The sequence below is a fragment of the Streptococcus infantis SPAR10 genome, from assembly GCF_000279535.1.
Classification (GTDB): Bacteria; Bacillota; Bacilli; order Lactobacillales; family Streptococcaceae; genus Streptococcus; species Streptococcus infantis_I.
Genome location: NZ_ALCH01000004.1, coordinates 334,466 through 355,958 on the forward strand (window position 1 = coordinate 334,466; position 21,493 = coordinate 355,958).

Sequence of the window (21,493 nt, forward strand, 5' to 3'; positions counted from 1 at the left end):
TATACAAAAAACAAATAAGAAAGCCCTTTGTGGCTTTTTTATTTTCATAAAAATGGTAAAATAGTAAGAGTAGAAATGGAGTTCTAGATATGAAACGAATTGATCAATTTGAAAATAAGAAAGTATTAGTCCTAGGTTTAGCCAAATCAGGTGAGTCTGCAGCTCGTCTCTTGGACAAGTTGGGTGCCATTGTAACGGTTAATGATGGCAAGCCTTTTGAGGAAAATCCAGCAGCACAAAGTCTCTTGGAAGATGGTATCAAGGTTGTAACTGGTGGTCATCCCTTGGAATTGTTGGATGAAGATTTTGCCCTCATGGTGAAAAACCCTGGTATTCCTTATAGAAACCCTATGATTGAAAAAGCTCTAGAAAAAGGCATTCCAGTCTTGACAGAGGTTGAGTTGGCCTATTTGATTTCTGATGCACCAATCGTCGGTATTACTGGTTCAAATGGTAAGACAACGACCACAACCATGATTGGTGAAGTTCTGACTGCTGCAGGACAAAATGGACTCTTATCAGGTAACATCGGTTATCCTGCTAGTCAGGTTGCTCAAACTGCAACAGATAAGGATACCCTTGTCATGGAACTTTCTTCTTTCCAATTAATGGGAATCCAGGAATTCCATCCTGAAATTGCTGTTATCACCAACCTGATGCCAACACATATTGACTATCACGGTTCTTTTGAGGACTATGTGGCAGCCAAGTGGAATATCCCAAGCAATATGACAGCAGCTGATTACCTAGTATTGAACTTCAACCAGGAATTAGCTAAAGAACTTGCTACAAAGACAAACGCGGCTGTAGTACCATTCTCAACACTTGAAAAGGTTGACGGAGCCTATCTTGAAGATGGTCTTCTCTACTTCCGTGGTGAAAAAGTCATGGCAGCTGATGAAATCGGTGTTCCAGGTAGCCACAATGTGGAAAATGCTCTTGCAACCATTGCCGTTGCTAAACTGCGTGGCGTTGATAATGAAACCATCAAGGAAACCTTGTCAGCCTTTGGTGGTGTGAAGCACCGTCTCCAGTTTGTAGACCAAATCAATGGCGTTAAATTCTATAACGATAGTAAGTCAACCAATATTTTAGCAACTCAAAAAGCCTTGTCAGGATTTGATAATAGCAAGGTTATCTTGATTGCTGGTGGGTTGGACCGTGGCAATGAGTTTGACGAATTGGTTCCTGATATTACTGGACTTAAGAAAATGGTCATCCTCGGTCAATCTGCCGAACGTGTCAAGCGTGCAGCAGATAAAGCTGGTGTGGCTTATGTCGACGCGACTGATATTGCAGATGCGACTCGTAAGGCTTATGAACTTGCGGAAGAGGGAGATGTTGTTCTCCTCAGTCCTGCCAATGCGAGCTGGGATATGTATGCTAACTTTGAAGTACGTGGAGATCTTTTCATCGACACTGTAGCGGAGTTAAAGGGATAATATGAAAAAAATAGTATTTACTGGTGGGGGAACGGTTGGACACGTTACCCTCAACCTTTTGTTAATGCCTAAGTTCATCGAAGATGGCTGGGAAGTTCACTATATTGGTGATAAAAATGGGATTGAGCATCATGAAATTCTCAAGTCAGGTTTAGATATTACCTTCCATTCGATTGCAACAGGGAAATTACGTCGATATTTCTCATGGCAAAATATGGTTGACGTCTTTAAGGTTGCTTTTGGAATTCTTCAATCGCTCTTTATCATGCTTCGAGTTCGTCCACAAGCCCTCTTTTCTAAGGGTGGATTTGTATCTGTTCCGCCTGTTATCGCAGCGCGAGTATGCAGAGTACCAGTCTTCATCCACGAGTCTGATCTCTCTATGGGATTGGCCAATAAAATTGCCTATAAGTTTGCGACTAAGATGTACTCTACTTTCGAGCAAGCGTCTAGTCTCACTAAGGTAGAACATGTAGGAGCTGTGACCAAGGTTTCTGGTCCAGTTATGGAAGAACCTGAAGAAATGGTGGATATCCGAACTTCTTTCAATGATAAGCTACCAACTCTTCTTTTCGTCGGAGGTTCTGCTGGGGCGCGTGTCTTTAACCAACTAGTAACAGACCACAAGGAAGAGCTGACTAGTCGCTATAATATCATTAACCTGACAGGTGATGCTAGTTTAAATGAACTAAGTTCAAACCTCTACCGTGTTGACTATGCGACGGAACTCTATCAACCACTCATGAATATGGCTGATGTGGTCATCACTCGTGGTGGTGCCAATACGATTTTTGAACTCCTTGCTATGGCTAAATTGCACGTCATTGTGCCACTGGGTCGTGAAGCCAGCCGCGGAGATCAGATTGAAAATGCAGCCTATTTTGTGAAGAAAGGCTATGCTGAGGAGTTGCAAGAGAGCGATTTGACTTTGTCAACTTTAGAAGAAAAAGTAAATCAACTCTTGACCAACAAAGAGATTTACCAAAACAAGATGAAGAATTCTCAGGAATTAAAATCTGTGGCAGATTTTTATGAGTTACTAAAAAAAGATTTATCATAAGGAAAATTGATGTCAAAGGATAAAAAGAATCAGCACACTCAAGGCAAGGAATTGTCAGAGTGGCAAAAACGAAATCAAGAATATCTTCAAAAAAAAGCTGAAGAAGAGGCGAAACGTGCCGAAGAAGAAGCACGTGAAAAAGAAGAACAAGTATCAGAGTCTTCTGAAAGCGCTCAAGAAGTGTCAGAATGGCAAAAACAACACCAGGAGTATTTGAGTAAAAGAACGGAAGAAAACTCTACGAGTTCTGAAGAAGTGGACGAAGAATCCGAAAAATCTGAAGAGAAGGATTCGGATACTAGCGATGAGACTTCAAATGAAGAGAAAGATTCGGAGGAAACTCCTCAAGAAGACTCTAAGAGTCAGGATCAAGTAGAGAAAGAAAAAGCTGACGAAAAGGTTAAGAAACAGAAAAAGGTAAAAACCAAGAGTAAACCTCCAAAACCGGCCATTCCTTCTATACATATCTGGCGAGCAGTTACGATCCTCGTCCCTAGTTTTATAATCTTATTCTTGTCTATTTATCTACTAAGTCCTCTAGCTACAATGAAACATATTGAAGTTACAGGGACGGTTCAGACAAGTGCAGACCAAGTCAAAGAAGCTTCTGGCATTCGTGACAGTGACTATACAATCAGCTTGCTCTTAAATAAAGATAAGCATGCGGAAATGGTCAAATCAAATCACTGGATTGAATCGGCTAAGATAACTTATCAATTTCCAGTTCACTTCACCATTGAAGTGAAGGAATTTGAGATTGCGGCCTACTCTGTTTCTGGAGATAGCTATTACCCAATCTTATCTAGTGGAAGCATTGAATCAACTGCCGTTAGTTCTGACAACTTACCTGAGAAATACATATCTGTTTTATTTAACGATGAGGAACAGATTAAAACCCTAATTTCTCAGCTAAATGAAGTTAGTCCAGAAATTAAGCAAGAGATTGAGAAGATTGAACTTGCACCAAGCAAGGTAACAAGTGACCTTCTAAAGATTACCATGTATGATACAGACGAGATTTTGGTGCCATTATCAGAACTAGGTAAGAAATTACCTTACTATAGTAAGATAAAACCACAGTTGACAGTTCCTAGCGGAATTGACATGGAGGTCGGTATCTATAGCTATAGTCTAGTGGATAAGGCTCTGGATGACGAAAGAGTCAAAGCCAAAGAAGAGGAAAAGAAGAAGCAGGAAGAAGAGAAGAAAAAACAAGCTGAGCAAGGAAATCAAGATCAAACAACACAGACGACTCAAACAACACAGAGTCGCTAAGTTTCAGATGATTCGTCCAGTTACTTGTTTTTACTTGACAAGTACCGCTTTAAATAATAGAATAGTAAAAAACCTTTAAAGCAGTCCAGAGAGGCAGCTAAGGTTAGACGGTGAAAGGGTGTAGACTACCCATTTTTCGTGGAACCTTGCTGTAGGCAGGTTCCTTTTTTCATGCTCTCTAGCTTACAAAGGTAAAAGGAGAAAAGTATGCGCGAAGCTCGTCCAGTCATTGCTCTTGATTTTCCTAGTTTTGAGGCAGTCAAGCAGTTTTTAGCTCTTTTTCCAGCAGGAGAGAGCCTCTATCTAAAGGTAGGTATGGAACTCTATTACGCTACAGGACCTGAGATTGTTTCTTATCTGAAAGGTTTGGGACATAGTGTCTTTCTGGATCTTAAACTCCATGATATTCCAAATACAGTCAAATCAGCCATGAAGGTCTTGTCTCATCTGGGCGTTGATATGACCAATGTTCATGCAGCAGGTGGCGTTGAGATGATGAAGGCTGCGCGTGAAGGCTTTGGGAAAGAAGCCAAATTGATTGCTGTCACTCAGTTAACTTCAACCTCTGAGGAACAAATGAGAGAGTTTCAAAATATCCAAACCAGTCTTCAAGAATCTGTCATTCATTATGCTAAGAAAACCGCTGAAGCGGGATTAGATGGTGTGGTTTGTTCAGCTCAAGAAGTAAAACTCATCAAAGAAGCTACCAGTCCAGACTTTATTTGCCTGACACCCGGCATTCGTCCATCAGGCGCTGCAGTAGGAGACCAAAAACGAGTCATGACACCAGCAGATGCTTATCATATTGGTAGTGACTATATCGTTGTTGGACGCCCAATCACTCAAGCCACTGATCCAGTAGCAGCTTATCATGCTATCAAGGATGAATGGACACAAGACTGGAAATAAGAATATAGTTTAAAATACAAAGGAGAATCCCATGACACTTGCTAAAGACATTGCTAGCCATCTATTGAAAATTCAAGCCGTTTACCTCAAACCAGAAGAGCCCTTCACTTGGGCATCAGGTATCAAGTCACCAATTTATACGGACAACCGTGTGACGCTTGCCTACCCAGAAACTCGAACTTTGATTGAGAATGGTTTTGTAGAAGCCATCAAGTCAGAATTCCCAGAGGTAGAAGTGATTGCAGGAACAGCGACTGCGGGTATCCCACACGGTGCCATCATCGCTGACAAGATGAATCTGCCATTTGCTTATATCCGTAGCAAACCAAAAGACCACGGAGCAGGAAACCAAATCGAAGGCCGTGTAGCCCAAGGTCAAAAAATGGTCGTTGTGGAAGATTTGATTTCAACTGGTGGTTCGGTTCTTGAAGCTGTTGCAGCTGCCAAACGTGAAGGAGCGGATGTTCTTGGAGTTGTGGCTATCTTCAGCTATCAATTACCAAAAGCAGATAAAAACTTTGCAGATGCTGGTGTCAAACTGGTGACTCTTTCAAACTACAGTGAGCTTATCCACCTAGCCCAAGAAGAAGGCTACATCACACCAGAAGGACTTGCTCTCCTCAAACGCTTTAAAGAAGACCAAGAAAATTGGCAAAATGCTTAAGGTATATAAAAATCAGGTAACCCTTAGGGTTACCTGATTTCTTTTTGTTACATTTATTAGATGTTAGTCAACTTTTCCACCTTCAACAACTAGGTCATCTGCTTTAGCAGCATCACCGTAAGTTGGGTGAAGTGTTTTTTCATAAGCCTTGTGGAAGAAGTTTTCTTTGCCTAATTTTTCGATTTCTTGGTTGATGTAGTCAAGCAGTTCTTGGTTACCTTTTTGAACTGCGGGTGCAATGGTATCTGGGTTACCTAGAGAAGAAATTCCTACCTCATATCCTTTATTTTCAAGTGCCCAAGCTAGAACTTCAGTATTGTCAGTAGAGAAGGCATCTCCACGTCCATCAAGAAGGGCTTGGTAGGCATCGCTATATTGATCGTATTTTTGGAGTTTTACTTCTGGGTGATTTTTCTCAAAGTAAGTTTCAGCAGTCGTTCCTTTTGTAACAATCAAGGTTTTGCCTTCAAGTTCTTTAACGTCCTTGATGACTTTATCTTTTGGTGACACAACACCGAGAGAAACTTTCATGTAAGGAAGGGCAAAGTCAACTTGTTTCTTACGTTCGTCAGTAACTGTGAAGTTGGCAAGGGTGATATCAACCTTGTTAGAAATCAAGTATTCAGCACGGTTGGCAGCATCAACAGAAACGTATTTGACCTTTACACCAAGGTCTTGTGCTAATTGGTTACCTAGTTCGATATCATAACCTTGGTAAGAACCGTCGTTGTCAACATAACCAAATGGTTTTTTGTCTCCAAATACCGCGATTCGAAGTTCACCACTTTTCTTAATTTCATCAATAGTACGAGCTTTGGCAGTTGCCTTTGTAGATGAAGCATCAGAGCTTCCTCCTGAACTACAAGCTGTGACGAAGATAAGCGCAAATGCTAGAGCAAAAACAGTTAGAATTGGTTTAAGTAGTTTCATAATAATCTCCTTTGTTGATTATAGATATGAGCCAAACTGGCTAAAGTCAAAGACGTTTAAAAATTCTTGTGCTCGTTTCGTTTGTGGATTTGTGAAGAATTCTTGAGCAGTTCCTTCTTCAGCAATTTTTCCTTGGTCTAGAAAGATAATGCGGTCCGCAATAGCTTGGGCAAACTGCATTTCGTGGGTTACCAGAATCATGGTACGACCTTCTTGGGCCAAGTCATTGATGAGTTCTAGAACCTCACGTACCATTTCTGGATCCAGTGAAGCAGTTACTTCGTCAAAGAGGATAATTTCTGGATGCATGAGAAGTGCACGAACGATGGCTACCCGTTGCTTTTGTCCACCAGATAATTGACGAGCAAAGCTATGTTTTTTATCTAGAAGTCCGACACGTTCCAGTAGTTGCAGAGCTTCTTCAGTGACTTCTTTTTTGTCTCTCCCCTGAGCCTTGATAGGTCCTAGGATGAGGTTTTGAAGGACATCTAGGTGAGGAAAGAGTTCATAACTTTGAAAGACCATACCGATCTTTTGGCGAACCAGGTGAAAATCTTTTTTATTTTCAACGATGGACTGACCATCAAGCAGGATATCTCCTCCTTGAATACTTTCTAAACCATTGAGGCAGCGAAGTAGCGTACTTTTACCACAACCAGATGGTCCTAGGATGACGACGACTTCTCCCTTTTTAATATCTAGGGAAAGTCCTTGGAGGATTGGATTATCTCCGAAGGATTTTTTTAGTTCCTTGATTTCTAAAATAGTTTCAGACATTTAGTTCCTCCAATGTTTTTCTAGATGAGTAGATAGTTTGGAAATAGGGAAGCAAACTGCGAAATACAAGACTAGGATGGTTCCATATATCCAAAAGGAAGCGGTTGGGATGGTTAAGCGATTGCTATCAATGATTTGTTGTCCAACCTTGGTAACCTCAACAACTCCAATCAAAACAACCAAGGAAGTCGTTTTGATCATACGAGTGACAAGATTGATGGCTTGCGGTAGAAGCCTTCTCAAAACTTGAGGGATAATGATATGGTAGTAGAGTTGCACTTTAGTTAAGCCAAGCGCTTGTCCGCTCTCAAACTGATGTTTAGGCAAGGAAGTGATAGCGCCACGAACCAAGTCACCCATCTCAGCTGTTCCCCAGAGGGTGAAAACGATAATAGCAGAAGTCTCCCCAGAGATATTGATATTAAAGTTTCGAGCTAAGCCAAAGTAAACGATGAAAAGGAGCACTAGCTGCGGCATAATCCGGATAAATTCTAGATATAAGCGTGTCAATAAGCGAATCACTCTAGAATGAGAGGTCATGATAATTCCCATAACCGTTCCGAAAATCATGGATAAGAAGACAGACAGGATAGAAATCCCAATTGTGACTCCCAATCCCTGTAAAATTCTCAAGAGATTATTTCCCTGAAAGAGTACTTGCATTCCCGAATCCTGCATGACGGAGCCTCCTTTCTATCCAACTAAAGACTAGTGAAATAGGTAGAAGCACGATAAGGTAAGCAACCACCAACATGGCTAGTGCGATATCTGTTTCATAGTAGAGTCCAATCAAATCCTTAGCAACATACATTAGGTCAGCAAGGGCGACTGCCGAAAAGACAGATGTTTCTTTGATGAGGAAAATAACATTTGCGCTAAAGGATGGTAGAGCCACTGCAGTCGCTTGTGGAAGAATCACGTAGCGAAAGACCTGAAAAGGTGTAAGCCCAATGGCTAAACCAATTTCATGCTGGGTTTGACTGACGGCTTCTAGCCCGCTTCGGAAGGATTCTGCCATGTAGGAACCACCTAAGAAAATGAGTCCAACCGTTGCACAGACTTCTGAAGAGAGAACAATCCCTATTCGAGGTAGACCGAAGTAGAGAAAGAAAAGTTGTATCAAAAGGGGTGTATTTCGTGACAATTCTATATAGGCTGTAGCTAATTGTGAGAAAACAGGAACTCGATAATGTCGGATGACGCTGACGATGATCCCCAGCAAAAAAGAACCTAGAATTCCCCAAACTGCAATATGCAAGGTCAGAAAAAAAGCCTTTTGATAGAGTGGTAGATATTGTTCAACAATGGACCAATCCAAAAGTAGAACCTCCTATCTAGGAAAATAATACAGTTATTGTAGCATTAAAACAGAGCTTTGAATAATATGTATTTTTTATCACAATGATAGACAAAATCTATTGGAAAGGGAAATTTTAAAATTTTTAGGAAATTTAGTTGACAAATGTAGATTTTGAGAGTATACTGATAATTGTAATTGACAAATGTAGATTTTGGAGGTGTACTGATGCAGATTTCGGATGCAGAATGGCAGGTCATGAAGATTATCTGGATGCAGGGAGAACAGACTAGTACTGATCTGATAAAAGTATTAGAGAAAAGGTTTAGCTGGTCCAAATCCACGATCCAGACACTCTTGGCTCGTTTGGTGGAGAAAGAATGTTTGACTCGGGAAAAACAGGGCAAGTACTTTGTCTATTCGGCCCTTTTAACGCTAGATGATAGTAGGGGCTTAATGGTTCATGATATCAAAGACAAGCTTTGTTCTCGCAGAATAAAGCTCTTGCTAGCTGATTTGATTGAAGAATGTGATTTTACCCTAGCTGACTTGGAGGGCTTGGAAGAAGTGATTTCAAAGAAAAAAGCAAATGCTGTAACAGAAGTAAAATGTAATTGTATGTAAAGGAGACGCTATGTTAAATCTATTTGTATCTATTGTTGTTTTAGGAATGATTGCTTTTATCCTCTTTTGGTTTTTCAAAAAACCGCAAGAAGATGCTAAGAGAGCCCAACAAAAGAATGGCTATCAGGAGATTCGAGTGGAGGTCATGGGGGGCTACACTCCAGGAACCATTATCCTCAAAAAATCGCAACCTGCTCGCATTATTTTTGATCGAAAAGATCCTTCACCTTGCTTGGACCAAATCGTTTTTCCAGACTTTGGAGTGCATGCAGATCTGCCTATGGGAGACCAATATGTGGTTGAAATCACTCCTGAAGAAGCAGGTGAGTATGGTTTCTCTTGTGGCATGAATATGATGCACGGTAAGATGATTGTAGAATAGGAGAATGATATGACTGAAATTGTAAAAGCAAGTCTTGAAAATGGTGTTCAAAAAATCCGTATCACGGCAGACAAAGGCTACCATCCAGCCCACATTCAACTGCAAAAAGGGATTCCTGCTGAGATTACCTTTCATCGTGTGACACCTTCAAACTGTTATAAAGAGATTCTCTTCGAAGAAGAAGGGATTCTAGAACCGATCGCTCAAGATGAGGAAAAACTCATTCGTTTTACTCCTCAAGACCTGGGTGAGTATGAATTTTCATGCGGCATGAAGATGCAAAAGGGGACCTATACCGTTGTTGAAAAAACTAAAAAGTCTCTAAGTCTTTTACAGCGTTTTTGGATTACTAGTATCTTTACTGTGCCTCTTGTGATTCTCATGATTGGGATGTCTACAGGAGGAATTAGTCACCAAGTCATGCGTTGGGGCACCTTTTTAGCCACAACACCCATTATGCTGGTAGCTGGAGTTCCATATATCAGAAGCGCCTGGGCTAGTTTTAAAAAGCACAATTCCAACATGGATACCTTGGTTGCTCTGGGAACCCTAGTGGCCTATTTCTATAGCTTAGTTGCCCTCTTCACTGGTCTGCCCGTTTACTTTGAAAGTGCTGCATTTATCCTCTTCTTCATTCTTTTGGGAGCAGTTTTTGAGGAAAAAATGCGAAAAAATACTTCGCAGGCAGTCGAAAAATTATTAGACCTACAAGCAAAGACAGCAGAGGTTTTGCGTGATGATGTTTATGTTCAAATACCTCTAGAACAAGTCAAAGTTGGGGATCTCATTCGCGTTCGACCAGGTGAAAAAATTGCCGTTGATGGGACTGTGTTAGAAGGTGAAACGAGTATTGATGAATCAATGGTGACTGGGGAAAGTATTCCAGTCGATAAATCAGTTGGAGATGCTGTCATTGGTTCAACTATCAATAATAGTGGTACGATCATCTTTAGAGCTGAAAAAGTTGGTTCTGAGACTATGCTGGCTCAGATTGTGGACTTTGTGAAGAAAGCGCAAACGAGTCGTGCTCCTATTCAAGATTTGACCGACAAGATTTCAGGGATTTTTGTACCAGCAGTTGTCATTTTAGGACTTCTTACTTTTTGGATCTGGTTTGTTTTCCTTGGAGATAGCTTTGTGACGTCACTTCTCTACGGAGTTGCTGTTTTGATAATTGCCTGTCCTTGTGCACTAGGACTCGCGACACCGACAGCACTCATGGTTGGAACAGGACGAAGTGCCAAGATGGGGATTCTTCTCAAAAATGGTACAGTTTTACAGGAGATCCAAAAAGTCCAAACGGTTGTTTTTGATAAGACAGGAACCTTGACCGAAGGGAAGCCAGTAGTGACAGATGTTATTGGTGATGAAAGAGAAGTGCTAAGTTTGGCTGCTTCACTGGAGGATGTATCTCAACACCCGCTAGCTCAAGCTATTGTTAATCGTGCATCTGAACTAGGAATTAGCCTTTACCCAGTGGAAAACTTCCAAGCCTTGCATGGAAAAGGTGTGACTGGGATTATTAATGGTAAACAAGTCTTGCTTGGGAATGCTAAGCTCTTAGCTGACCTTGCTATTCCACATGATTATCAAGAACGATTTGATTTGCTTGAGAAAGAAGCAAAAACAGTTGTCTTCCTATCCGTAGATGGTGAACTAAAAGGCTTAATTGCCTTGCAGGATGTCCCTAAGGAAAATGCTCGAGAAGCTATTGCTAAATTGAAAAAACGCGGCCTCAGAACGGTTATGCTTACCGGAGATAATGCTGGAGTAGCCCATGCGATTGCAGAGCAAATTGGGATAGAAGAAGTAATCGCAAATGTCTTGCCAGAGGAAAAGGCGCATGAGATTCACAAGCTTCAAAAGAAAGGAAAACTGGCCTTTGTTGGAGATGGTATCAATGATGCGCCGGCCCTAAGTGTAGCTGATGTCGGAATTGCCATGGGTTCTGGAACAGATATTGCCATCGAATCAGCAGACCTTGTCCTTACAACCAACAATTTACTAGGATTGGCACGTGCCTTTGACATGAGTAAGAAGACCTTTAATCGTATTCTACTTAATCTTTTCTGGGCTTCTATCTATAACCTCATTGGTATTCCGATTGCAGCAGGAGTGTTTTCTGGTCTTGGTTTGGTACTCAATCCAGAACTTGCAGGATTGGCCATGGCCTTTAGTTCAGTATCTGTTTTAATCAGCTCTCTCATGCTTAATTTTACTAAAGTCGATTAAAAAGGCGGTCTTAACCGCTTTTTTCTATTCTAAAACAGATTTTCAAAACGCTTCCAAACTGTACTGTAATAGAGAATGAAAGTTTCTGAGCACATTCTTATGAATCTGAAAACAAATGTGATAAATTAGGATTGTAAATTTACTGAATCGTTTTCAAATAACATATAAAAGCGTTTTTTGTAAATATATGAAATTATTTTGAAGGAGAGTTATCATTATGACTCAAGGGAAAATTACTGCATCTGCAGCAATGCTCAACGTATTGAAAACATGGGGCGTAGACACTATCTACGGTATCCCATCAGGAACACTCAGTTCATTGATGGACGCTTTGGCTGAAGACAAAGATATCCGTTTCTTGCAAGTTCGCCACGAAGAAACAGGTGCTCTTGCAGCGGTTATGCAAGCTAAATTTGGCGGATCTATCGGTGTTGCAGTTGGTTCAGGTGGACCTGGTGCAACTCACTTGATCAATGGTGTTTACGATGCAGCTATGGATAACACTCCATTCCTTGCTATCCTTGGATCACGTCCAGTTAACGAATTGAACATGGATGCCTTCCAAGAGCTTAACCAAAACCCAATGTACAACGGTATCGCTGTTTACAACAAACGTGTAGCTTACGCAGAGCAATTACCAAAAGTGATTGACGAAGCTTGCCGTGCTGCCGTTTCTAAAAAAGGTCCAGCTGTCGTTGAAATTCCAGTAAACTTTGGTTTCCAAGAAATCGACGAAAACTCATACTACGGTTCAGGTTCTTACGAGCGTTCATTCATCGCTCCTGCTTTGAACGAAGTTGAAATCGACAAAGCTGTTGAAATTTTGAACAACGCTGAACGTCCAGTTATCTACGCTGGTTACGGTGGTGTTAAAGCTGGTGAAGTAATCACTGAATTGTCACGTAAAATCAAAGTACCAATCATCACAACTGGTAAAAACTTCGAAGCGTTCGAATGGAACTACGAAGGTTTGACAGGTTCTGCTTACCGTGTTGGTTGGAAACCAGCCAACGAAGTGGTCTTTGAAGCAGACACAGTTCTTTTCCTTGGTTCAAACTTCCCATTTGCTGAAGTATACGAAGCATTCAAAAACACTGAAAAATTCATCCAAGTGGATATCGACCCTTACAAACTTGGTAAACGCCACGCCCTTGACGCTTCAATCCTTGGTGATGCAGGTCAAGCAGCTAAAGCTATCCTTGATAAAGTAAACCCAGTTGAATCTACTCCATGGTGGCGTGCAAACGTGAAGAACAACCAAAACTGGCGTGATTACATGAACAAACTCGAAGGTAAAACTGAGGGTGAATTGCAATTGTATCAAGTTTACAATGCAATCAACAAACATGCTGATCAAGACGCTATCTACTCAATCGACGTAGGTGACACTACTCAAACATCTACTCGTCACCTTCACATGACACCTAAGAACATGTGGCGTACATCTCCACTCTTTGCGACAATGGGTATTGCCCTTCCTGGTGGTATCGCTGCTAAGAAAGACAATCCAGATCGCCAAGTATGGAACATCATGGGTGACGGTGCATTCAACATGTGCTACCCAGACGTTATCACAAACGTTCAATACGACCTTCCAGTTATCAACGTTGTCTTCTCAAATGGTAAATATGCCTTCATCAAGGACAAATACGAAGACACAAACAAACACTTGTTTGGTTGTGACTTCCCTAATGCTGACTATGCGAAAATCGCTGAAGCGCAAGGTGCTGTAGGATTTACAGTTGACCGTATCGAAGACATCGATGCAGTTGTTGCAGAAGCTGTTAAATTGAACAAAGAAGGTAAAACTGTTGTTATCGATGCTCACATCACTCCACATCGTCCACTTCCAGTAGAAGTACTTGAGTTGGATCCAAAACAACACTCAGAAGAAGCAATCAAAGCCTTCAAGGAAAAATACGAAGCTGAAGAGCTTGTACCATTCCGCCTCTTCTTAGAAGAAGAAGGATTGCAATCACGAGCAATTAAATAATTCCTCTCGTGGAACTTAAAAAAATCGGAGCAATCCGGTCTTTTTGTGGAGGACAGTAAATGAATTTAAATCAATTAGATATTATCGTGTCAGATGTTCCCCAAGTCTGTGCTGAATTAGAGAGTATCTTGGATAAAAAGGCGGACTATGTTGATAACAGTTTTGCTCAGTTCACGATTGGCAGTCACTGTCTCATGTTATCCCAAAATCATTTGATTCCTTTGGAAAATTTTCAGTCAGGAATCATTCTACACATTGAGGTTGAGGATGTCGACCAGAACCAGAAGCGGTTAAAAGAGATTGGTATCGAGATTTTACACGGTCCTTGTGAAACGGATTGGGGAACAGAATCCCTGTTAGTTAAAGGCCCTGCTGGTCTAGTCATTGATTTTTATCGTATGAAATAGGATGCCTAGTCATTTGAAGTTAACCTTAATGATTCTTAAAACAGAATATGAGAATATGAACTATTAAAAGATCGGAGCAATCCGGTCTTTTTCTTTTTATGTATTTTCTGTTAAAATAGATGCATCATGATATTTTAAGGAGAAAAAAGATGCCAACAACTTTCTTTCTATTATTTGGCTTAATGTCGTTAGGCTTTGCTGCCTTCACCTATTTCATGTTCGACATTTTTATCTTTAGTAATTACAGAAATGCCAAGAGATGTACCGAAAGAACGGAAGGAGTTATTATCCGATATTCCTATGCTCTTTATAATGGAATTAGCCTGCCAGTTGTCGAGTACACTGTTGATGGGAACCAATACAAGGTTTTAGGACCGAAATTTCTATATGCGATTTCAAATACAATCAGTACTCCCTTAGATTCAATCGTATCTGATGTCAAAATGGATAATTTTGAAGATGGGGAAATTCCTCAGGTTTTAAGATACAAGATTTATAGGAACAGTTTCATCTCTTTAACAAAATCACCTTTAATGGAACGATTTCCAATTGGAGGAAAGGTAACTGTTTATTATGATCCTAAGAAACCAAAACATTCCTATGTAGAAAGACCTTTAAAACCAGGTCGTTATGCATGGCTGACTAAATGTTTAGTTTATTTCCTTGTTTTTCTGATGGTTGCTCTAGCTTTCTTTATAGTGTTCATTCTTCCAAATCTTGTGAACTAATAGTTTCTGGTAGATTTTTCGAAAGTATGAAATCCATATCGTTACTATTTTTATAAAATCTTCTCCCTACTTTATAAGATAAGAAAAAGAGTTCAATCAGAACTCTTTTTTTGCTATAATGAAGGGAGAAAAATCAGACAGGAGATCAAGATGTCAGAACCGTTATTTTTAAATTCTGTAATGCAAGAAAAAATCTGGGGTGGGACTAAACTACGTGATGAGTTTGGTTACGACATTCCAAATGACAAGATTGGTGAGTATTGGGCGATCTCAGCTCATCCAAATGGAGTGTCTAAGGTAGCCAATGGGCGCTATGAAGGAACAGACCTCGCTACTTTGTATGCAGAACACCGTGAGTTGTTTGGCAACCGTCCTGAGCCTGTATTTCCGCTCTTGACCAAAATCCTTGATGCCAATGACTGGCTCAGTGTTCAAGTTCACCCAGATGATGCTTATGGACTAGAGCATGAAGGCGAACTTGGAAAAACAGAGTGCTGGTACATCATCGCAGCAGATGAAGGCTCAGAGATTATTTACGGTCACAATGCTAAGTCAAAAGAAGAACTCCGTCAGCAAATCGAAGATAAGAACTGGGATGCCTTGCTTACAAAAGTACCTGTTAAGGCTGGAGATTTCTTCTATGTACCAAGTGGAACCATGCATGCTATCGGTGCGGGAATCTTAATCCTTGAAACGCAACAGTCTAGTGATACAACTTACCGTGTCTATGACTTTGACCGCAAGGATGATAATGGTAACTTGCGTGAACTTCACCTCGAAAAATCAATCGATGTTTTGAATATTGGTGAGCCTGCAAACAGCCGTCCTGTGGCTGTCAAAGCAGATGATTTGCGTTCAACTTTACTTGTCTCTAATGATTTCTTTGCAGTTTACAAGTGGGAAATCACAGGAAAAGTTGAATTTGAGAAGACGGCTGATTACAGCTTGTTGAGTGTCTTGGCTGGTCAAGGGAAACTGACTGTAGACGGAAAAGACTATCCAATCCAAAAAGGTAGTCACTTTATCTTACCAAGTGATGTTGAAGCTTGGACCTTGGAAGGGCAAGGTCTAGAATTGATTGTTAGCCATCCATAAAAAGAAAAGACTTGAGAGATATTCTCAAGTCCTTTTTTGTATTTACATAAATTGGGCGATAAAGACCACGATGATGATAATTGGAATGATGAAACGAAGAAGGAAAAGCCAGACTTGGAAAAGTCCTTGTTTCCAAGGTGTTTCATCAAGATGAAGTTCCTCCATTGCCAGTGTTTTCTTGAAAATATAGCCTGTAAAAAGAGACAAGCAGAGAGCACCGAAAGGCATGAGGAGGTTGGAAACCAAGAAATCCATGGCGTCAAAGAAGATCTTCCCAAAGATATGGACATCAGCCATCACACCATAGGATAGGGCTGAAGGGATACCAAAGACAAAAGTCAAGATTCCTAAAATCATACTCCACTTAGCACGCTTACGATTGTCTTGGTTGGTGATATTTCCAACGTTGATCTCAAGCATAACGACTGAGGAAGTTATCGTCGCAAAGAGGAAAAGCAAGAGAAAGAGAATATAGAAAATAGTACCAAAAGGCATATTGTCAAAGAGTTGCGGCAAAACAATAAAGAGGAGACTTGGTCCACCTTCAGATTGGATATTAAAGGCTGACATCGCAGGGAAAATCGCAAGTCCCGCCATGATAGAAACTGAGATGTTCAAGGCTACGATAGACATTCCTGATTGGACCAGATTGGTCTTCTTGTCGAGGTAGGAAGCGTAGGTCAGCATGGCTGTAACTCCAAGGGATAGAGCAAAGAAAGATTGACCTAGTGCATAGAGAAGTCCAGCACTTGTTAGTTTTGAAAAGTCCGGTTTGAGGAAGTAAACGACACCTTCCATAGCATTTGGCAAGCTAAGAGAGCGCCCGATAATAATGACAAAGATGATAAAAAGTAGGGGCATCATAACCTTAGATGCTCTTTCAATCCCTTTTTGAACGCCGTGTGATACGATGAAAATATTCAAGAAGATAAAGGCTGCTTGAGCTCCTAAAGCAATAACTGGATTAGAAATGATGGAAGAGAATTGCTGGGCATAATCTCCATTTCCGATTAGGTGGAATAATCTTCCAATCTCGATACCAAGGTATACCAGAATCCAACCCCCAATGACACTATAAAATGAGAGAAGGATGAAAAGAGCAAAGGCACCAATCCAACCAATAAAGTTGTACTTTTGATTGTTTCCAAGCTTGCCAAAGGTTTTGATTGCCGACACGCCAGCGCTTCGACCAAGGGCAAACTCAGCCAGTAGAAGAGGGAAACCAATCAATAGTGTCGAGATTAGAAAGACCAGTAAAAATCCACCACCACCATTGGCAGCAGTCATGTAAGGGAACTTCCAAACTGCTCCAAGACCAATTGCAGAACCAGCAGATGCAAGGATGAAACCCAGTTTTGAGCCCCATTGCGATTTTTCAGACATCGTTAAACTCCAATCTATTTTTAAAATAAGAAAAGGCTACTTGAGTTGTCAAATAGCCCTCTCTCAATTGCTCTTTTGAGCTTTTTATTTGATTGATAGACTTGATTATCCTATCATGTTTTCTGAAGCCTGTCAAGAAAACCATTTTCGGTTTTTCATACCTTTTTCAAAAGTTAAAAAAATTTTCTAAATAAAGCTTGACTCTGACCTAAGGGAAGGGTGTATACTATCAATGTGAGGAGAAAATCATGTACCATATCAAAGAAGCTGCGCAACTTTCAGGTGTCTCCGTCAAGACCCTCTACCATTATGATAAGATAGGACTCTTAGTTCCGTTAAAGTCAGAAAATGGCTATCGAATTTACAGTCAAGAGGATTTAGAACGACTTCAAGTTATCCTCTATTACAAGTATCTAGGCTTTTCTTTAGAAAAAATAGCAGAGCTATTGAAGGAAGAAAAGACGGACTTGTTACCACATTTGGCAAGACAGTTGGATTACCTAACTCGAGAAAGGCAACATCTAGACACCTTGATTTTAACCTTACAAAAAACCATTCAAGAACAAAAAGGAGAAATAAAAATGACCATTCAAGAAAAATTCACTGGATTTAGCTACCAAGACAATCAAAAATACCACCAAGAGGCAGTAGAGAAATATGGGCAAGAAGTCATGGATCAGGCCCTCGAACGCCAAAAAGGTCGTGAAGATGAGTCTACGGCCGCCTTTAACCAAGTTTTTCAATCCTTGGCACAAAACCTTCAAGCTGGTTTACCTGCAACAGCAACCGAAAACCAAGAAGAAGCTGGCAAACTCTTGCAAGCTATTCGTACATATGGATTTGACTGCTCTATGGAAGTCTTCGGTTATATCGGCCAAGGCTATGTCTATAATCCAGAGTTCAAGGAAAACATTGACAAATTTGGACCTGGAACAGCTCAATACACTTCAGATGTTATTGCCCACTATGTTAGAACTCAGACAAAATAAAAATCGGCGGAGTAATCTCTGCCGATTTCTTACTTTAAAGATTAATCATAATGCAGACTTCCTGCCACCCAGCCAGTACAGAGGGCAGAAGTGATGTTAAAGCCACCCGTGTGGGCGTTGATATCTAGGACCTCTCCTGCAAAGTGAAGGCCAGGAACCAGTTTGCTTTCCAGCGTTTTAGGATTGATTTCCTTGAGACTAATACCTCCTTTGGTAACAAAGGATTTAGCAAGGGACATTTTGCCAGTTACGGGAATTTTAAGAACTTTGATAGACTGGACAAGTTGGTCCCGTTCTTTTTCAGTTAGCTGTTTAACTTTTTCAGGGTATCCTTGCACAAAGAATTCTGCTAAGCGTTCTGGCAACAAAGATTTCAAGGCATTTTTTAAGGATTTTTCACGATTTTCTTCTAGAAATGCCACCAAGTCGCTCTCAGAAAGCTGAGGCAAAGTGTCTAAGGAAAGTATCTCACCACCCTTGACAAAGCTTGACATACGCAGGGCAGCAGGGCCTGACAAACCAAAGTGGGTAAAGAGCAAATCATGAGTAATGACGTGCTTGCTATAACTGAGGGTTACATCATCTAGGGAAATTCCCTGCAAGGCCTTATGAGGAAAATCTGTCAATAAGGGACTTTCAGCAGCTTCAAGCTCTGTAATGGTGTGCTTAAAATGGCGAGCAATCTCGTGGCCAAAACCAGTCGAACCAGTCGAAGGATAAGACTTACCACCTGTTGTGACGATGAGTTTATCACAAGTGAAGGTCTGGTCTGCTGACTTAAGGACAAACTGGTCGTCTATCTTTTTAACAGAAACAATCTCTGTTTGAGTGGCAATTTGCCCACCAAGTTCAATGATTTTCTTTTCCAAGGCTTCGATAATGGTTCGCGATTTATCGCTAGCTGGGAAGACACGTCCGTGGTCTTCAACCTTGAGTTTAACACCATTTTCCGTGAAAAAGTTGATGATATCATGGTTATCAAACTGGGAGAAGACACTGTAAAGAAATCGCCCATTTCCAGGGATGCCAGCTAGTAGGTCGTCTAAAGTGCCGTTGTTAGTCACATTGCAACGACCACCGCCAGTTCCAGCTAATTTTTTTCCAAGTTTCCGATTTTTTTCAATGAGAAGGGTTTTCTGCCCGTAAAAGCTACTGGAAATCGTAGCCATCATACCAGCAGGGCCCCCTCCGATGACAATAGTATCAAAATGTTTCATAAGAGTATTGTACCATAAAAAAACAAGAGATGATTAGACATCTCTTGTCAGATTTATTAGTTGATTTCGTATCCCATGAGGAGCCCGCCTTCTTCCGCATAGAAACTGCAGAGTCCAGAAGTTGGGATGATTCTAATGTCAGCTTGTGGGTATTTTTCTCGTAAGAGCTCTGAGAGCTGTTGGCAGAATTTTTCATTGCTGCGGTGAGCCATGACGATACGCCCACCAGCATAGCCAGCTTTGATTAACTCTTCATAGGCGGCTTGAAGAGACTTTTTAGCACCACGAGCTTTTTGGAGGAGTTCTAAGGTTCCGGTTTCGCTTGCTTCCCCAACCATACGAATATTGAGGAGCCCGACAACTGTACCAATAAGCTTACTCAATCGACCGTTTTTAACCAAGTTATCCACTTTAGCAAGAACGAACAACAACTTCGTTTTTTCTTGGTAAGTAGTAATCACTTCAACGACTTCTTCAAAAGAAAGTCCTTGGTTGATCAAATCATTGATCTTTTCGACGATTAGGTCAACTTCCCCACCAGCTGATAAGCTATCGATGACATGAATCTGAGTATCAGGGTGTTCTTCGAGATAGATATTCTTAGCTAATTGAGCACTATTGTGGCTACCAGAGAGAGTTCCAGTGATAGTCACTACAAAAATATGTTTGGCACCTTCGAATGCTCGTAAGTAATCATCAGGACTAGGGCAGGCTGATTTTGAAGCTTCAGAAGTCGCATACATAGTTTCCATCATCTTATCGATATCCAGATTGGCATCATCGACAAAGACTTGATCTGCTACCTGAATCTTTAAGGGAACACTAACAAATTCAGTATCAAAAGCAAGGTTTTCCAGTTGGCGATAATCACAACCAGAGTCAGCTACAATCTTCCAAGTCATAGAAATTCTCCATCTTTATCACTTATACATTGACAAAGGTTCTGTCTTTTTTTACAATTATATCATGAAAGCCCTTGAAACAAAAGTAGTACCTCTCTGTTGTCACAAGTAGAAAGAAATTGTTATGTCTGAACGTAAAATATCTGAAAAATCGCTTGAAAACCTTAGAAAATCAAATCAAGAATCTAATTTGCTAACCAGAGAAGCGATTGAAACAGCTCTTTTGCAACTCTTGGAGAAAAAGGAGTTGGCTAAGATTAGCATTTCTGAGTTGGTCAAGCGTGCTGGCGTTTCTCGTGCAGCTTTTTATCGAAACTATGATTCAAAAGAAGAGATTTTAGAAAGTGTCTTTAAACGTAGCGTCCATAACATCATGGAGCAATTGAGTCATTACGATGTTAAAACAGACCTTTATCTCGTATGGGTTCATCTCTTTAGAGAAGCCAAGAAAGAAGCCAAAGTTATTCAGCTTGCCCTAGACTATCACTTAGAAAAAATCTTTGTGCAAGCCATGCAAGAATTTCTAGAAAAATACTATGGAAAATCAAAAGGTGTCAGCTCTTACCTGCATTCTTTTTGGAGTTCGGCCATCGTATCGGTCTTGCTTAAATGGATCAAGGATGGGATGAAGGTTCCTGCTGAAAAAATCGCAGATCTACGCCTGCCATTTTTCAAAAAATAAAACATGAGGAGAAATGCTATGACAGAAAAAAGACTAGCTTGGGATGAGTATTTTGCTGCTCAAGCTCTATTGATTGCCAATCGCTCAACCTGTAAACGTGCCAAGGTAGGAGCTGTTTTAGTCAAGGATAACAAGGTTATTTCAACAGGCTATAATGGTTCTGTATCAGGAACAGAGCATTGTATAGATCATGACTGTCTGGTGATTGAAGGCCACTGTGTCCGCACTCTTCATGCAGAAGTGAATGCTATACTGCAAGGAGCCGAACGTGGAGTTCCTAAAGGCTTTACAGCTTACGTTACTCATTTTCCATGCCTCAACTGTACAAAACAACTGCTTCAGGTAGGTTGTGAGCGTGTTGTTTATATCAACCAATACCGTATGGATGACTATGCCCAACACCTTTATCAAGAAAAGGGAACAGAATTAACTCACCTACCACTTGAAACAGTGCAGGCAGCTCTCCAAGAGGCTCACCTAATCTAGAAATTATAAAAAATAAATG

22 protein-coding genes are annotated in these 21,493 nt (G+C 40.7%); 15 read left to right on the forward strand and 7 right to left on the reverse strand.

The genetic code is table 11. The annotated features are described in order from the left end of the window. Window positions 1-89: 89 nt before the first annotated feature. The 5 genes from murD (at window position 90) to pyrE (ending at window position 5,350) form a co-directional block, all read left to right on the forward strand. Window positions 90-1,442 carry a UDP-N-acetylmuramoyl-L-alanine--D-glutamate ligase gene (gene murD, locus SPAR10_RS06860; protein ID WP_004252317.1) on the forward strand — a complete coding sequence of 451 codons (1,353 nt, stop codon included), beginning with the start codon at window positions 90-92 and terminating at the stop codon, window positions 1,440-1,442. Window position 1,443: 1 nt separating this feature from the next. Then, window positions 1,444-2,502 carry a UDP-N-acetylglucosamine--N-acetylmuramyl-(pentapeptide) pyrophosphoryl-undecaprenol N-acetylglucosamine transferase gene (locus tag SPAR10_RS06865; protein WP_004252319.1) on the forward strand — a complete coding sequence of 353 codons (1,059 nt, stop codon included), beginning with the start codon at window positions 1,444-1,446 and terminating at the stop codon, window positions 2,500-2,502. 9 nt (window positions 2,503-2,511) lie between these two features. After that, window positions 2,512-3,777 carry a cell division protein FtsQ/DivIB gene (locus SPAR10_RS06870; protein WP_004252321.1) on the forward strand — a complete coding sequence of 422 codons (1,266 nt, stop codon included), beginning with the start codon at window positions 2,512-2,514 and terminating at the stop codon, window positions 3,775-3,777. 207 nt (window positions 3,778-3,984) lie between these two features. Then, on the forward strand, window positions 3,985-4,686 hold the full coding sequence (pyrF, locus tag SPAR10_RS06875; protein WP_004252322.1) for an orotidine-5'-phosphate decarboxylase: 702 nt from the start codon (window positions 3,985-3,987) through the stop codon (window positions 4,684-4,686). Between the two features lie 31 nt (window positions 4,687-4,717). Further along, a complete protein-coding gene (pyrE, locus tag SPAR10_RS06880; RefSeq protein WP_004252330.1) occupies window positions 4,718-5,350 on the forward strand; it encodes an orotate phosphoribosyltransferase in 633 nt (210 codons plus the stop codon). A 63-nt stretch (window positions 5,351-5,413) separates the two neighbouring features. Here pyrE and SPAR10_RS06885 read toward each other — a convergent pair whose 3' ends face one another. The 4 genes from SPAR10_RS06885 to SPAR10_RS06900 are packed head-to-tail and all read right to left on the reverse strand — an operon-like array spanning window position 5,414 to window position 8,375. Continuing rightward, window positions 5,414-6,280, reverse strand: coding sequence for a cysteine ABC transporter substrate-binding protein (locus tag SPAR10_RS06885; RefSeq protein ID WP_004252332.1), 867 nt, complete (start codon window positions 6,278-6,280; stop codon window positions 5,414-5,416). Window positions 6,281-6,298: 18 nt separating this feature from the next. After that, window positions 6,299-7,057 (reverse strand): amino acid ABC transporter ATP-binding protein, encoded by a 759-nt coding sequence (locus tag SPAR10_RS06890; protein WP_004252334.1) that lies wholly within the window; start codon window positions 7,055-7,057, stop codon window positions 6,299-6,301. Then, window positions 7,058-7,735, reverse strand: a complete 678-nt coding sequence (locus SPAR10_RS06895; RefSeq protein ID WP_004252335.1) for an amino acid ABC transporter permease — start codon at window positions 7,733-7,735, stop codon at window positions 7,058-7,060. Next, entirely contained in the window at window positions 7,695-8,375 is a 681-nt protein-coding gene (locus SPAR10_RS06900; protein WP_004252341.1) for an amino acid ABC transporter permease, read from the reverse strand. The genes SPAR10_RS06895 and SPAR10_RS06900 overlap by 41 nt, the downstream gene beginning before the upstream one ends. 207 nt (window positions 8,376-8,582) lie before the next feature. Here SPAR10_RS06900 and SPAR10_RS06905 point away from each other — a divergent pair, with 207 nt between their 5' ends. From SPAR10_RS06905 to manA, 7 genes are all read left to right on the forward strand, one after another. After that, window positions 8,583-8,978 (forward strand): CopY/TcrY family copper transport repressor, encoded by a 396-nt coding sequence (locus SPAR10_RS06905; protein ID WP_004252342.1) that lies wholly within the window; start codon window positions 8,583-8,585, stop codon window positions 8,976-8,978. 10 nt (window positions 8,979-8,988) lie between these two features. After that, window positions 8,989-9,360: a cupredoxin domain-containing protein gene (locus tag SPAR10_RS06910; protein WP_004252344.1), complete on the forward strand. Its 372-nt coding sequence runs from the start codon at window positions 8,989-8,991 to the stop codon at window positions 9,358-9,360. A 9-nt stretch (window positions 9,361-9,369) separates the two neighbouring features. Further along, on the forward strand, window positions 9,370-11,592 hold the full coding sequence (locus SPAR10_RS06915; protein ID WP_004252345.1) for a heavy metal translocating P-type ATPase: 2,223 nt from the start codon (window positions 9,370-9,372) through the stop codon (window positions 11,590-11,592). A 217-nt stretch (window positions 11,593-11,809) separates the two neighbouring features. Beyond that, entirely contained in the window at window positions 11,810-13,585 is a 1,776-nt protein-coding gene (spxB, locus tag SPAR10_RS06920; protein WP_004252347.1) for a pyruvate oxidase, read from the forward strand. Between the two features lie 59 nt (window positions 13,586-13,644). Further along, window positions 13,645-13,992, forward strand: a complete 348-nt coding sequence (locus tag SPAR10_RS06925) for a VOC family protein (RefSeq protein ID WP_004252348.1) — start codon at window positions 13,645-13,647, stop codon at window positions 13,990-13,992. A gap of 149 nt (window positions 13,993-14,141) precedes the next feature. Then, window positions 14,142-14,720 (forward strand): DUF3592 domain-containing protein, encoded by a 579-nt coding sequence (locus SPAR10_RS06930; protein WP_004252350.1) that lies wholly within the window; start codon window positions 14,142-14,144, stop codon window positions 14,718-14,720. Window positions 14,721-14,870: 150 nt separating this feature from the next. Continuing rightward, window positions 14,871-15,815: a mannose-6-phosphate isomerase, class I gene (gene manA, locus SPAR10_RS06935; protein WP_004252351.1), complete on the forward strand. Its 945-nt coding sequence runs from the start codon at window positions 14,871-14,873 to the stop codon at window positions 15,813-15,815. Window positions 15,816-15,857: 42 nt separating this feature from the next. Here manA and SPAR10_RS06940 read toward each other — a convergent pair whose 3' ends face one another. Further along, on the reverse strand, window positions 15,858-17,198 hold the full coding sequence (locus SPAR10_RS06940) for a sodium-dependent transporter (protein WP_004252352.1): 1,341 nt from the start codon (window positions 17,196-17,198) through the stop codon (window positions 15,858-15,860). 248 nt (window positions 17,199-17,446) lie between these two features. Between SPAR10_RS06940 and SPAR10_RS06945 the strand changes: the two genes are divergently transcribed. Continuing rightward, entirely contained in the window at window positions 17,447-18,187 is a 741-nt protein-coding gene (locus SPAR10_RS06945; protein WP_004252356.1) for a MerR family transcriptional regulator, read from the forward strand. Between the two features lie 41 nt (window positions 18,188-18,228). Here SPAR10_RS06945 and SPAR10_RS06950 read toward each other — a convergent pair whose 3' ends face one another. Both SPAR10_RS06950 and SPAR10_RS06955 read right to left on the reverse strand, forming a co-directional pair. Beyond that, on the reverse strand, window positions 18,229-19,404 hold the full coding sequence (locus SPAR10_RS06950) for a BaiN/RdsA family NAD(P)/FAD-dependent oxidoreductase (protein ID WP_004252358.1): 1,176 nt from the start codon (window positions 19,402-19,404) through the stop codon (window positions 18,229-18,231). A gap of 56 nt (window positions 19,405-19,460) precedes the next feature. Next, window positions 19,461-20,306 (reverse strand): DegV family protein, encoded by an 846-nt coding sequence (locus SPAR10_RS06955; RefSeq protein ID WP_004252360.1) that lies wholly within the window; start codon window positions 20,304-20,306, stop codon window positions 19,461-19,463. A gap of 124 nt (window positions 20,307-20,430) precedes the next feature. Here SPAR10_RS06955 and SPAR10_RS06960 point away from each other — a divergent pair, with 124 nt between their 5' ends. Further along, window positions 20,431-20,988, forward strand: a complete 558-nt coding sequence (locus tag SPAR10_RS06960) for a TetR/AcrR family transcriptional regulator (RefSeq protein WP_004252362.1) — start codon at window positions 20,431-20,433, stop codon at window positions 20,986-20,988. Between the two features lie 18 nt (window positions 20,989-21,006). Then, window positions 21,007-21,474: a deoxycytidylate deaminase gene (locus tag SPAR10_RS06965; protein WP_004252363.1), complete on the forward strand. Its 468-nt coding sequence runs from the start codon at window positions 21,007-21,009 to the stop codon at window positions 21,472-21,474. The last annotated feature ends 19 nt before the right edge of the window (window positions 21,475-21,493 follow it).